Source organism: Streptomyces sp. Ru62, from assembly GCF_002920615.1.
Classification (GTDB): Bacteria; Actinomycetota; Actinomycetes; order Streptomycetales; family Streptomycetaceae; genus Streptomyces.
The window spans coordinates 1-12,914 of the sequence record NZ_PQSU01000069.1 but is presented as its reverse complement, the minus strand read 5'-3'; the positions used below and the strand labels follow the sequence as shown (position 1 = coordinate 12,914).

Sequence of the window (12,914 nt, the reverse complement as noted above, 5' to 3'; positions counted from 1 at the left end):
GGCACGGGGTCTTCGCGCCGCCAGGCGTTATGCTTCCGTGGGTTTGGGGCCCGCCGGGTGAACCGGGGGCGCGGGGGGTGGGGAGCCGATGGCGGCCGAGCGGGTGCGGAACGGCGTGACGAACGCCGTGGGCAGTACGGCTGCCGGGTCCCGCCGGGTCCTGCCGGTCCGCGGCGCCCGTCGGGCGCGGGGCCTGGCCGGTGCCCGCGAGCACCGGCACAGGACGGCGCACGGCTCGTCCGCCGTGCCGCCCGGTCCGCCGGGGGGCCGGTCGGGCGGACACCGCCCGTGCCTCGGCGGTGCCCTCAAGGAGCGCGTTCCGGCGCTGCCGCCGGTGTCCGCGCGCCTGGCCGCGGTTCCCCCGGCTGGTCGGGGCGGCCCGGGGGGCCGGAATCAAGGGGGAGAGGCTTGCTGGGACAACATGCCGAAGACCGGCTGCGCTTCAACGTTCTGGGGCCGCTGGAGGTCTGGGCGGGGGACACCCGGCTGAGACTCGGCGGACTGGTCCAGGAGCGGGTGCTCGCCACCCTGCTGCTTGAGCCGGGCAGACTCGTTCCCGTCTCCCGGCTCGTCGAGGCGGCGTGGGAGGAGGAGCCGCCGGCCACCGCGTCCCACCAGGTCCGCAAGGCGGTGGCCGACCTGCGGCGCCGCATACCCGGCGGGAGCCAGGTCGTCATCACCGACGGCCCCGGCTACCGCGTCGCCGTCCCCGAGGACCAGCTCGACCTGACCGAGTTCACCGCTCTGGTCCGCCGGGCCAAGGCCGCGGCCGGACAGGACCACACGGCCCAGGCGGTCGAGGCACTGCGGACGGCCCTGGAACTGTGGCGCGGACCTGTCCTGTCCGATGTCGCCGGCCCGGTGATCGCCGCCGCGGCCGCCGCGCTGGACGAGCGCCGCCTCGCCGCCGCCGAGCAGCTCTTCGAGTTGTGCCTCGGCCTCGGCCAGGCCCCCGAACTCGTCGCCGACCTGCGCGACCTGACGGCGAAGTACCCGCTGAGGGAGAACCTGCGCCGCCAGCTGATGCTCGCGCTGTACCGCTCCAGCCGGCAGGCCGAGGCCCTGGAGGAGTACGCCCGGGTCCGGGACCTGCTGGTGGAGGAGCTGGGCATCGATCCGAGCCAGCAACTCACCCAGGTCTACGAGGGGATCCTCCGGGAGAGCCCCGAGCTGGCCGCCCCGGTGCCGCCCTCGTCCCCCGCGCCGGCCGCCCCGGTGCCGGCCCAGGCGCCCTGCACCCTGCCCTACGACCTGGCCGACTTCTCCGGCCGCGACCGTGAACAGCGCGAGCTGCTCGACTGCGCACAACGGTCCGTCACCTGCGCCCCCGGAATCGTCGCCATCGACGGCATGGGCGGCTGCGGCAAGACGGCCCTGGCCGTCCGCGTCGCGCACCGGCTGACCGACGCGTACCCCGACGGCCAGCTGTACATCAACCTGCGCGGCTACACACCGGGCGAGCAGCCGGTGACCTCGGCGGCCGCGCTCGCCACCCTGCTGCGCGCGCTGGGCATCTCCGGCGACCAGATCCCCGACGACCTGGAAGGCCGGACCGCCGCCTGGCGGGCCGCGCTGATGGGCCGGCGGCTGCTCCTGCTGCTCGACAACGCGGTCGACGCGGCCGACGTCCGCCTCCTCATGCCCCCGTCCCCTGGCTGCCTGGTCCTGGTGACGAGCCGCAGCCGGCTGCTGGACCTCGACGGGGCGCACTGGACCTCACTCGACGTCATGTCCGGTGACGACAGCGTGCTGCTCGTGTCGAAGACGCTCGGCGCCGAGCGGGTCGCGGCGGAACCCGAGGCGTCGGCCGAGCTGGCCCGGCTCTGCGGCCATCTGCCGCTCGCCCTCCGCATCGCCACCGCCCGGCTGCGCAACCGGCCGCGCTGGACGGTCGGCTACCTGGTGGACCGCCTGTGCGACGAGACGCGCCGGCTCGACGAACTGAGCCTGGGTGAACGGAGCGTGGCGGCCACCCTGCGCCTGTCGTACCAGACGATGGCGGCGGAATCCCGCGTCGCCTTCCGGCTGCTGGCGCTGCACCCCGGCTCCGACATCGACGTCCACTCGGCCGCGGCCCTCCTGGGCACGGACATCCGTGACGCCGAGGACATCCTTGAGCACATGCTCGACGTCCACCTGCTCCAGCAGCCGGACGTGGGCCTGTACGCCTTCCACGACCTCGTACGCAGCTTCGCGCTCAGCCTGCGCGGACCGGCCACGGAACACGAGGACCACGCCGCGGTCGGGCGGCTGCTCGACTACTACCTGACGGCCACCGCGCGGGCCTGCGACGTCCTCTTCCCCGGGCGGCGCCGCCGTCCGACCGGTCTGCCGGCCACCGGCGCGCAGCTGCCGGACCTGGGTGACGCCCACCGGGCCCTGACCTGGTTCACGCGGGAACACACCGCGCTCAGCGGCGCCGTCGCACTGGCCCGGACGATCGGTCACGACCGGCACGCGGTGTGGCTGACCCGTGACGTGGTCTTCTACCTCAACGCCCGCGGCCACATCAGCGAGTTCCGCGACCTGAGCCGCAGCGCGGTCGACGTCGCCCGCCGGCTCGGCGATCTGGTGCTGCTGGCCGTGAGCCTGTCGAACCTGGGGGTCGCCTGCTGGAAGCTGGGCCGCTTCGAGGAGGGCGTCGAAGTGGCCCGGGAAGCGCTGGAGGTGGCCACCGAGCTGGGCGACCGGGACACCGAGGCCCACTCGGAGTCCACCCTCGGCCTGCTCAACAGCGTGCTCGGCCGCTTCGACCAGGCCCTGCCGCACCTGGTCCGGGCCGTCGACCTCGGCCGGGAGCTGGGGAACGCGCGCTCGGAGTCCGAGAGCCTGACCATTCTCAGCACCCTGTACGAGCAGTGGGGCCGGTATCCGGAGGCGGTGGAGGCGGCACGGCGGGCCGTCGAACTCGACCGGCAGCTCGGCAACCGCGAGAACGAGATCGTGTCCGTCACCGACCTCGCCCTGGCGCTGCTGGGCCTGGAGAAGTACACCGAGGCCCAGCAGTGCCTCGAACGCGCCCGGCGCATCGGCGACCAGACCCACGACCCCGGCAACGTCGGCGTCCTGCTCGCCCTGTCGGCCGACGTCCAGCACCGCCTGGGCGACACGGCCGACGCGGCGCGCCTCGCGGACCAGGCCCTGGAACTCGTCCGGTCGAGCGTGGTGCCGATCCGGCAGGTGAAGACGGAGAACATACTCGGCCGGCTGTGCACCCGGCAGGGCGATCCCGCCAAGGCGCTCCACCTGCACACGAGCGCCCTGAAGACCGCTTCGGGCATCGGTTACCGGATCGAGGAGGCCCACGCACTGGCCGGCCTGGCCCGGGCCTGCGAGGCCCTCGGCGACCACGCGGCGGCCCGGCAGCACGCCGGGGCCGCCGCCGGGCTGTTCGACACGATGGGCGTACCCGAGATCGGCCGGAGCCGCTGAGGCACCGCGGCGCGCGGCTCCCGCACCGGGTTCTCCCGAGCGGGAGGCCCCGGTCAGCCGGCGGAGGACGCGGTGATGACGGTCGGGCCCTGGTTCTCGGCGGTCACATGGTGCCCGGCGGGCCGGTCGGCCGCCGCGCTCTGCTGGGCCGCCGCGCCCAGTCCGAACGCCAGCGCCATCGCGACCATTCCGAACAGACCCGCCAGCTTGTCACGCATCGTCTTTTCCCCCTCGTGGTGTCCCGTTCTCGACACCACCGATGCTGCTGGGAGCCGTTCCCGGACCGTTCCTCCGGTGATACCGGGAACCATGACCCCACGGGAACGGCACGTCCGCCCGGCTAGGGCTGGGGCTACTGCTTCGGTGGCGCGGGGACCAGTCCGGTGCACGCCACGACCCGCGGCCCCTCCGGGAGCAGGACCACCGACGTGCGGACCGTCCCCGAGCCGTGCCCGGCCATGTCCAGCAGGGCCCGTACCACCGAACGGAGTTCGACCTGCTCGTCCGGGGTGGCCTCCGACGGCTCGGAACCGCCGCGCCGCCGGGCGTCCACCGCGACGACCTGGTGCATGCCGCTCTCGGTGACCGTGGTGATCAGGAACTCGGTGCCCTCCGGCAGCGTCCGCGTTCCCCGGGACCCCAGGCTGCCGACGCGGGCGAGTTCCTGGTTGATGCGGTGCAGGACCGAGTCGTCGGCCGGGCTGTACTCCGGACGCTTCACGGCATCCTCCTTCTGCAGACGTGTGTCCCGGTCAGAATCCCGGCACACGACCCTGTTCACCTCCCGCGCCGTTCCCGTCCGGGTCCCGCTCGCCGTGCGCCGCCGGCAGGAGGGCAGAGCCGCCTCACGGGGCGTGGGACGGCACCGGGTACGGCGCCGGTTCCGTCACCCAGCCCGCCGCCAGCACCAGGCGGGACTCGCGGTGGGTGGCGAGGAAGGCGAAGGGACGGTCGAAGGTGACGCGGACGACCGTCGTCTCGTAGCGGTACTGCGGGACCCCGCCGGCCGGCGCCGGCACGACCGCCGTCACCGCCGCCGCCCGGAAGCCGAGGGCGCCGAACTGGGCCACGGCCGACTGGCGGGCCTCTCCGACGGCCAACGGGTAGGGGCTCACCCCCGGGAAGTGACCGCTCGCGGTGTCCGTCGCCGCGCCGAGGCCGAAGAGGCCCGGCAGGGCGAGCAGATCGTGGTCGGCGCGCACCTCGTACGCCACCGTCGTCACGTCGAGCGTCGTCGGCTGCGGAGCGGTCGCCGGCTGCTGCTCCACGTACAGTCCGGGACCGACGTGCCCGTGCGGCAGCGCGCCGCCCCCGGTCAGCGGCAGACCGCGCTCCACGACCCCCACCCCGGCCGCCAGCACCTGACCTGGCGTCATCCGCTCCTCGCCCAGCACCAGGTGCACATCGACGCCGTTGTCCCCGGGCACCGTGAGCGCGGTGACGAAGCCGTCCGGCGTGCCCGTCACCCCGACCCGGTCCGGTCGCACGCTGCGCCGGTGCAGGCCGCGCAGGGTACGGCCCTGCCAGGGGCCGGAGCCGGGCCGCAACGGCCGCTCCGTGAACGGCTGCCGCCACTCGGTGCGCAGCGCGAGGGCGGTGGCCAGCACCATCCGCGCCTCCCGGGTCAGCGTCACCGGCATGCGTTCGACCAGCCCGCCGGTCCGCTCGGCCGCCCAGGCGTCCAGCCGCTCCTGCGCGGTGACGAGGTCGTCCCCGAAGACCCCGTGGGTCCCGGCGGGCAGCCCGGCCCGCCACTCCTCCCGCAGGGCCAGCCCGTGGTGCGTCCACAGGCCGAGCGCCGCGTCCAGGCCGGTGACCCCCGCCAGCCCGGCCAGCAACTCCCGCGCGGCACCGGCCGCCTGCTCGGCGGGCACGCCCAGCGCGCCGGCCAGTTCCGCCCGCGCAGGGCCCGCCGCGCCGTCGGCCAGGAAGGCCAGCAGCGGCCACACACCCGGCGCGGAGAACACCGTGCCCTCGCCGTTCAGGGCCTGCGCCCACCGGGCCGTCAGCCCGTTCACACGCCGGACGGTCTCCCCGCCCACCGGGCTCGTCTCCACCCGCATTCCGCCCCCGTTCCGGTCACGCTTACCATGCGGCCAGTCGTACGTCAGTCCAGCCGCCGGCCGGCCGCCGGTCCCCTGTGCCGCCGCCGCCCGATCCAGGAGCACGGTACCGGTGTCCCTCCCCCCGCCTTCCGGCCCCCACCAGCCGCAGGAGCCGTTCCAGCCACCCCGGTCGCAGCCGCCGGAACCGTACGGCCCGTCGCCGTACCCCCAACAGCCGGGCGGCTTCCCCGGGTTGCCGGCCTACCAGCCGTGGTCGCAGGGCTACCGCCCCTACAACCACCCGGCGCCCGTCAACGGCCTCGCCATCGCCTCGCTGGTGCTCGGGGTGCTGTGCTGCCTGCCCGGGGTGGGGCTGGTGCTCGGGCTGGCCGGGCTGCGCCAGATCCGCCGGCGCGGCGAGCGCGGCACGGGGCTGGCCGTGGGCGGCGCGGTGCTGTCCGGGGTCGGGCTCGTGCTGTGGGGGGTGCTGCTCGCGACGGGCGGCGCCTCGGCGCTGTGGCACGGGTTCGAGGACGGCGCACGCGGCGGCAGGACCCTCGCGCTGGCCGAGGGCGAGTGCTTCGACACGCCGGGGGGCGCACTGAGCGGTGACACGTACGACGTGGACAAGGTCTCGTGCGCCGGCGCGCACGACGGCGAGGTGTTCGCGACCGTCACGCTCCCCGGCGGCTCCTACCCCGGGGACGACGCGGTCGCCGACACCGCCGACGAGCGCTGCTGGAGCCTCCAGGACGGCTACGCGATGGACGGCTGGGCGGTCCCGCGGGACGTCGACGTGTACTTCCTGACGCCGACCGAGGACAGCTGGGCCGCCGGGGACCGCGAGATCACCTGCGTGTTCGGCAGCGCCGCCGAGGGCGAGGACCTGACCGGGTCGCTGCGCAACGACGAGACCGTCCTCGACGCCGACCAGGTCGCCTATCTGAAGGCCGCTCACGTCCTCAACGCCGCGCTCGACACCGCTCCTGACGAGGAGTACGTCGAGGACGACCTGCCGGGACACAGGGCCTGGGCGGGCCGGGTGTCGGCCGCGCTGGGCGAACAGGCCCGGATGCTGCGCGCCCACGACTGGCCGGCCGGCGCCCGCGGGCCGGTCGCCGAGCTGGCCGCCGGCCTGGACGAGGCGCGGGCGCAGTGGGCGAAGGCCGCGAAGGCCGAGGACGCGGACGCCTTCTACGAGCACTACGACACCGGCTACGACCTCATCGATCCGTCCCAGGCGGTCGCCGCGCGCAAGGCACTGGGGCTGTCCACCACCGTGCCCCTGCGCGAGGACGGGGCGGGCGCGAGCCTGGAGGTGTGAGAGCGCGCCTATACGGGGCAGAAAGCGCCTGGGTAAAGCCCTCCCCGGGCTTTTGTCATCACATCGAGTGATTCTCTGGCCTTTGCTTGCATGGCTCAACCCAGGGTTGCCAGGCTGTTGCTGTCTGTACAACCTGATGGGAGCGGCCAGTGACTTTCGGTGAGCAGCCGGCGTACCTGCGTGTCGCGGGTGATCTCCGCAAGAAGATCGTCGACGGTTCACTGCCGCCCCACACCCGGCTGCCCTCCCAGGCCCGCATCCGCGAGGAGTACGGCGTCTCGGACACGGTCGCGCTGGAGGCCCGCAAGGTGCTGATGGCCGAGGGGCTGGTCGAGGGCCGCTCCGGCTCCGGGACGTACGTGCGCGAGCGGCCCGTGCCCCGGCGGGTCGCCCGCTCCGGATACCGCCCGGCCGGCGGCGCCACCCCGTTCCGCCAGGAGCAGGCCGACGCCTCGGTGCGCGGTACCTGGGAGTCCAGCAGCGCGCAGACCGAGGCCGGGGCGGCCATCGCCGAGCGGCTCGCGATCCAGACCGGCGACCGGGTCATGCGCACCAAGTACCTGTTCCGGGAGGGCGGCGAGCCGATGATGCTCTCCACCTCCTGGGAACCCCTCGCGGTCACCGGCCGCACCCCGGTGATGCTGCCGGAGGAGGGGCCGCTCGGCGGGATGGGCGTGGTCGAGCGCATGCGCGCCATCGACATCATCGTGGACAACGTCACCGAGGAGGTCGGCGCCCGCCCCGGTCTCGCCGAGGAACTGCACCTGCTCGGCGGTGTCCCGGGGCACGTGGTCCTGGTCGTCCAGCGCACCTACTTCGCCTCCGGGCGCCCGGTGGAGACCGCCGACGTGGTCATCCCGGCCGACCGCTACCGGGTCGCCTACCACCTGCCCGTCAAGTGAACGCCCCCGCCCGGCGGCCGTCCGCGCGCCCCTCCGCGTGAGGTAGCGCACACCCCGATGCGCCGCCCGGGCCGTCACCGGCGCCGTGCCGCCCCCGCCGACGCCGCACGAGCCGCATCGATCCGGCCGTTTTCGCAGGTGGCCCGGGGTGCCTCCGGCATGCCCCCGAACCGGGGCGGCCGCGTTCCCGACGGCGCGTTCGGTCCCGTGCGCCCCCGGCGTTCTGGCTCGATGCGTACCTCTTTGTGAAAAGCCGTATTCGCAGCGTGAAGGTTGGGCGTACGCTCGGGCATATGCGGATTGCGGTTTCCTTAGACGGGGCCCGGCGGGGGCCCGGGCCCGGGGGAGGGCGGGGCGGTGCGAGAAGGAACGCGGGCGGTGGGGGCCATGAGTGAGGGCACGGTGTCCCTGCCCTGGATCGTGATACGGCAGGACGACAACGGCAATCGCTACCGAGTCGGCCGGTACGCGACCCGCGCCGAGGCGCAGAAGATCGCCGACAGCCTCGACGACCGGGGGCACAAACAGCTCTACTGGGTCGAGCGCATCGGTCAGAACGGGGACGGCACGCAGAACTGACCGGTCGCGTGCTCCCGTAGGCTCCGCCCCATGACGCGTACGACTCCCGAGGCGGAACGGATCGTGGTGGTGGGAGCCGCCCTGCTTCGAGGCGGTCGGCTGCTGGCCGCGCGCCGCAGCGCGCCCGCCGACCTGGCCGGGCGCTGGGAGCTGCCCGGCGGCAAGGTCGAGGCGGGGGAGCGACCCGAGGACGCGCTGGTGCGTGAGCTGCATGAGGAACTGGGCGTCGACGCCGAGCCGGTCGACCGCGTGCCCGGCGAGTGGCCGCTGCGGACGCCGTACGTCCTCCATGTGTGGACCGCCCGCCTGCGCCCCGGCTCGCCCCCGCCCCGGCCGCTCCAGGACCACGACGAGCTGCGCTGGCTGACACCGGACCGGATCTGGGAGGTCGACTGGCTCGACCAGGACGTCCCGGCGGTCCGGGAGGTGGCGCCCACGATCGGGCGCGGGGTGTAGGTGCACGGCCCCCGGGCGGAGCGCGCCCGTTCGTGCCACAGTGCGCCCTCTCGCGCGGTACTGCCACCCGGATATCGGGTATGTGCCCATTAACCCCATGAAACCGGACATGGGTGGGCTCCCTGGCCTGGGAAGTGATCGGCGTGATCGACACCGATGGCGACTGCGCCGAGTGGACGTTTCCCGCGGAACCGGGCGCCGTGCGCAGCGCCCGCGCGGCGGTCCGGTCCCAGCTGCACGGCTGGCACCTCGACTGCGTCGCCGACCTCGCCGCGCTGCTGGTCAGTGAGCTGGTCACCAACTCGTTGCGGCATGCCACCGGTCCCATCGGCGTACGGCTCGTCCGCCCTGCCGGGCTCGACGGCAGGCTGCGCGTGGAGGTCTCCGACCCGCTCCCCGACCTGCCCCGCGAACGCGTCGCCCACCCCGAGGACGAGAGCGGACGCGGCCTCCAGCTGGTCGCCGGCTCCTCGCTCAGCTGGGGCACCCGGCCCGGGGCGAACGGAAAGACCGTCTGGTTCGAACTCGCGGTGCCCGGGTGACGGCACGGCACACACAGGGGCACGGGGTGTACAGCCGACGGCGTGCCGTCCATGGTGCGCGCCGGGGGCGCACATGGTCCCGCGGTGTGTGATTCGGCGGTGTGTTCCCTGGTTAGAAGAGTGGAAGTGTTGTCACGGACCGGTCTGAAAAGCACCTGGACTGAGCTGTGATCGTGAACACCGTGTCGTGCGGCGCCGTAGTGCTGGATACTGCGGGCAGCCGCCCCCGGTGACCGGTGCCGGACGCGGTGAGCTGGAGGGGACGGTTCGCGTGAGCGAGATACCAGCGAAGGCCACGGAGTCCGAGGACCCGTCGGACGGCGCGAGGAGGCAGGCCGCGGAGGCCGCCGCGGCACCCGGTGACGCCATGTGGCAGAGCAGTCCGCCCGGTTCCATCTACGACTACATCAAGGTCGCGTCCTTCTCCATCAGTCCCGGCGGGCTGGTCGACCAGTGGAGCCTGCGCGCCGAGCAGCTCTTCGGCATCCCCGCCACGCGCGCCGTCGGCATGGACCCGATAGAGGCCTTCATCGATCCGGACCTGCGCGAGCGCGGCCAGCGGAAGATGGCCGAAATCCTCGACGGGCGCGAGTGGACCGGAGTGGTGCCGTTCCGGATGCCGGACGGGCCGGACGGCACGCGCGGCGAGGAGGGCCTGGCCGAGGTGTACGTCATGCCGACGCGCACCGCCGAGGGCGACAAGGCCGCCGTGTGCATCGTCGTGGACGTCCGCACCCTACGCAGCATCGAGACCGACCTCGCCGCCTCGCAGGCGATTTTCGGTCAATCCCCTTTCGGTTTCCTGCTGATCGACACGGACCTGCGGGTGCGCCGCGCCAACCTGCGGTTCGTCTCCGTCTTCGGCGGCACCCCGGACGACCACCGGGGCAAGGGAGTTCACGACTATCTGCCGCGCGGCGAGGCCGAGCGCGTCTCGGCCACCCTGCGGCGGGTGCTGGAGAGCGGCGAGTCCATCACCGACATGCACGTCACCGGCTTCGTCCCGGGTTCCGAGGAACGCCGGCACTGGTCGGTCAACCTCTACCGCGTGCACAGCGGCAGCGGCCGGCCCATCGGCATCGCCTGGCTCGGCACCGACATCACCTCCCGTCGCGCCGCCGCCCGCGAGGCCGCCGCCGCCCGGCGCAACCTCGCCCTGCTCAACGAGGCCGGCGCCCGCATAGGGAACTCCCTCGACCTGGAGACCACGGCCCGCGAACTCCTCGACGTGGTCGTCCCCGGCTTCTGCGACCTCGCCACCGTCGATCTCTACCAGGGCCTGCTGACCGGCGACGAGGCCCCGCCCGGCCTCGCCGACGGCAGCGCCGAACTGCGCCGTGTCGCCTACGCCAGCGCCGTCTCCGGTGCACCCTTCAACAGTTCCGGGAAACCCGTGGAGGTCGGCGCGGTCCACCACTTCCCGTTCACCTCGCCCTGCGCGGACGCCCTGCGCACCGCCCGTCCGCAGCACGTGCCCGCCGAGGAGGGCGGCCTCGTGCAGTCCACGCTGGCCGTTCCGATGGTCGCGCACGACACGGTCGTGGGACTCGCGCAGTTCGCCCGGACGAAGGGCAGCGAGCCGTTCGGCGACCGCGACCGGGACCTCGCGGTCGAACTGGCCGCTCGGGCCGCCGTCTGCATCGACAACGCGCGCCTGTACCGCCGGGAACACGAACGGGCGCTGATACTGCAACGCTCCCTGCTCCCACCCGGCGACCCCGAGGCGTCCGGCCTGGACATCGCCTGCCGCTATCTGCCCGGCAACGCGGCGACGGAGGTGGGCGGCGACTGGTTCGACGTCATCGAACTCCCCGGTCACCGCACGGCGTTGGTGGTCGGGGACGTCATGGGCCGGGGCCTCAGGGCGGCGGTGGCGATGGGCGAACTCCGCACCGCCGTACGCACGCTGGCCCTGCTGGACCTGGAACCGGCGGAGGTCCTCTCGGCGCTGGACGAGATCGCGCGGGGCCTCGGCACGCCCGGCGGTGTCCAGCAGGCGACCCGTACGGCCCGTCAGCCCCGGGACGCGGACCTCTCCGAGGTGTACCTCGCGACCTGCGTGTACGCCGTCTACGACTCCGTCACCAGACGATGTACGTTCGCCAACGCCGGGCATCTGCCGCCGGTGCTGGTCGAGCCCGGTGAGGCGGCGCTGATGCTCGACGTGCCGCCCGGTATGCCGCTGGGCGTGGGCGGCGAGCCGTTCGAGGAGGTCGAGGTCGAACTCCCCGAGGGCGCGCTGCTCGCGCTCTACACGGACGGCCTCGTCGAATCCCGTGACCACCCGCTGGACGAGGGCCTGCAAGCCTTCGTGGGCGCGCTCACCGACCCCAGCCGGCCCCTGGAGGACGTCTGCGACCACGTCCTCAACACCCTCGACACCCACCACGGCGAGGACGACATCGCCCTGCTGATGGCCCGGGTGCAGGGGCTGCCCGCCGAGTCGGTCGGCGACTGGACGCTGCCGCGCGAGCCGCGCAGTGTGGGCCGGGCCCGGGAGTACGCCCGCGGACAGTTGCTGTCCTGGGACCTGGAGCCGCTGGTCGACACGACGGAACTGCTGGTCAGCGAGCTGGTGACGAACGCGCTCCGGTACGGCGAGGGGGACATCAGGCTACGGCTGCTGCTGGACCGCACCCTGGTCTGCGAGGTCTGGGACTCCGGCCTGGTCCAGCCCCGGCGCCGACGGGCCCGGGACACCGACGAGGGCGGACGCGGACTCCAGCTGGTCGGGCTGCTCAGCGCGGCCTGGGGCTCCCGGCGCACCCCCCGCGGCAAGACGGTCTGGTTCGAGTTGCCGCTGCCCGGCGGAGAGGGCAACCTCACCGACCCGGCAGAGGCACTCCTGAGCCTGTTCTGACCGGCCGGGCTCTGCGGGGGCCCGCGCTTCCGTGCCCGTCCGGGAGCGTCTCGGCCGGCCTACCTGTGCAGCCGGGAGCGCGTCTGTGGACCGCCGAACGCGGGCGGGGGGCCGCCGTCCGGGTCCTCTCCGAGGAGGACGCCGCCCAGGAGCGCACCGGCGAGGCCGGCCGCGTCTCCCTCGGTGCCGTGGGCCCGCACATCCCGGTCGGCCAGCCTCCGCGCCTGTCCGGCCACGACGTCGGCCCACCCCGCGTTGTCCGCGCCCAGCTCGCGTACCGACTCCGCCAGCCGGGCCCGGGCCTCCGTACCCACCACCCCCCGGTGCACCCCGACGAACTCCTCCGCCCCGGCGACCGAACTGCGCGCCACGAGCAGCGCCGCCGTCTCCAGCACCCCGGACCGCACCCCCGTCAGCCGCTGGACGGCCCGGGTGATCCGGCGCAGCGCGTCCACCGGGTCGTACGGCCCACCGGTCAGCTCCGCACGGACCGCCGCGAGCACCCCGTCGACGTGGGCGGGCCGGGCAGGCGGTTCGTCCGCGGTCGGCGGGGCCTGTTCGGTCTCGGGGCGGGCCGCCGCCGGCCCTTCGCCGGTGGGCGTCGGCTGGGCGGGCGGCTCTTCCGAGGCCGGTGAGGTGCGCGGGACCGCCGCGAGCACCCCGTCGACGTGGGCGGGCCGGGCAGGCGGTTCGTCCGCGGTCGGCGGGGCCTGTTCGGTCTCGGGGCGGGCCGCCGCCGGCCCTTCGCCGGTGGGCGTCGGCTGGGCGGGCGGC

General features: G+C 74.2%; 10 protein-coding genes and 1 pseudogene. 7 read left to right on the top strand and 4 right to left on the bottom strand.

Annotated elements, in window-relative coordinates:
* Positions 1-408 precede the first annotated feature (408 nt).
* Positions 409-3,432 carry a BTAD domain-containing putative transcriptional regulator gene (locus C3492_RS43270; RefSeq protein WP_308461193.1) on the top strand — a complete coding sequence of 1,008 codons (3,024 nt, stop codon included), beginning with the start codon at positions 409-411 and terminating at the stop codon, positions 3,430-3,432.
* Positions 3,433-3,485: 53 nt separating this feature from the next.
* Here C3492_RS43270 and C3492_RS45080 read toward each other — a convergent pair whose 3' ends face one another.
* From C3492_RS45080 to C3492_RS43260, 3 genes are all read right to left on the bottom strand, one after another.
* Positions 3,486-3,650 carry a hypothetical protein gene (locus C3492_RS45080; RefSeq protein WP_181140868.1) on the bottom strand — a complete coding sequence of 55 codons (165 nt, stop codon included), beginning with the start codon at positions 3,648-3,650 and terminating at the stop codon, positions 3,486-3,488.
* A 134-nt stretch (positions 3,651-3,784) separates the two neighbouring features.
* Entirely contained in the window at positions 3,785-4,153 is a 369-nt protein-coding gene (locus C3492_RS43265) for a hypothetical protein (protein WP_103818051.1), read from the bottom strand.
* Positions 4,154-4,277: 124 nt separating this feature from the next.
* Complete coding sequence (locus C3492_RS43260; RefSeq protein ID WP_103818050.1) at positions 4,278-5,495, bottom strand: serpin family protein; 1,218 nt, start codon at positions 5,493-5,495, stop codon at positions 4,278-4,280.
* 112 nt (positions 5,496-5,607) lie between these two features.
* Here C3492_RS43260 and C3492_RS43255 point away from each other — a divergent pair, with 112 nt between their 5' ends.
* The 6 genes from C3492_RS43255 to C3492_RS43230 all read left to right on the top strand — a co-directional run bounded on the left by C3492_RS43255 (position 5,608) and on the right by C3492_RS43230 (position 12,140).
* Positions 5,608-6,801 (top strand): DUF4190 domain-containing protein, encoded by a 1,194-nt coding sequence (locus C3492_RS43255; protein WP_258056255.1) that lies wholly within the window; start codon positions 5,608-5,610, stop codon positions 6,799-6,801.
* A gap of 149 nt (positions 6,802-6,950) precedes the next feature.
* Complete coding sequence (locus C3492_RS43250) at positions 6,951-7,703, top strand: GntR family transcriptional regulator (protein ID WP_103818049.1); 753 nt, start codon at positions 6,951-6,953, stop codon at positions 7,701-7,703.
* 387 nt (positions 7,704-8,090) lie between these two features.
* On the top strand, positions 8,091-8,282 hold the full coding sequence (locus C3492_RS43245) for an SPOR domain-containing protein (RefSeq protein ID WP_030649874.1): 192 nt from the start codon (positions 8,091-8,093) through the stop codon (positions 8,280-8,282).
* 30 nt (positions 8,283-8,312) lie between these two features.
* Positions 8,313-8,738 (top strand): (deoxy)nucleoside triphosphate pyrophosphohydrolase, encoded by a 426-nt coding sequence (locus C3492_RS43240; RefSeq protein WP_103818048.1) that lies wholly within the window; start codon positions 8,313-8,315, stop codon positions 8,736-8,738.
* A 113-nt stretch (positions 8,739-8,851) separates the two neighbouring features.
* Positions 8,852-9,280, top strand: coding sequence for an ATP-binding protein (locus C3492_RS43235; RefSeq protein WP_103818047.1), 429 nt, complete (start codon positions 8,852-8,854; stop codon positions 9,278-9,280).
* A 271-nt stretch (positions 9,281-9,551) separates the two neighbouring features.
* Positions 9,552-12,140: a SpoIIE family protein phosphatase gene (locus C3492_RS43230; RefSeq protein WP_103818046.1), complete on the top strand. Its 2,589-nt coding sequence runs from the start codon at positions 9,552-9,554 to the stop codon at positions 12,138-12,140.
* 59 nt (positions 12,141-12,199) lie between these two features.
* On the opposite strand, the pseudogene C3492_RS43225 reads toward C3492_RS43230, so the two are convergent.
* Positions 12,200-12,914: pseudogene (locus C3492_RS43225) on the bottom strand (hypothetical protein); the annotation flags it as partial.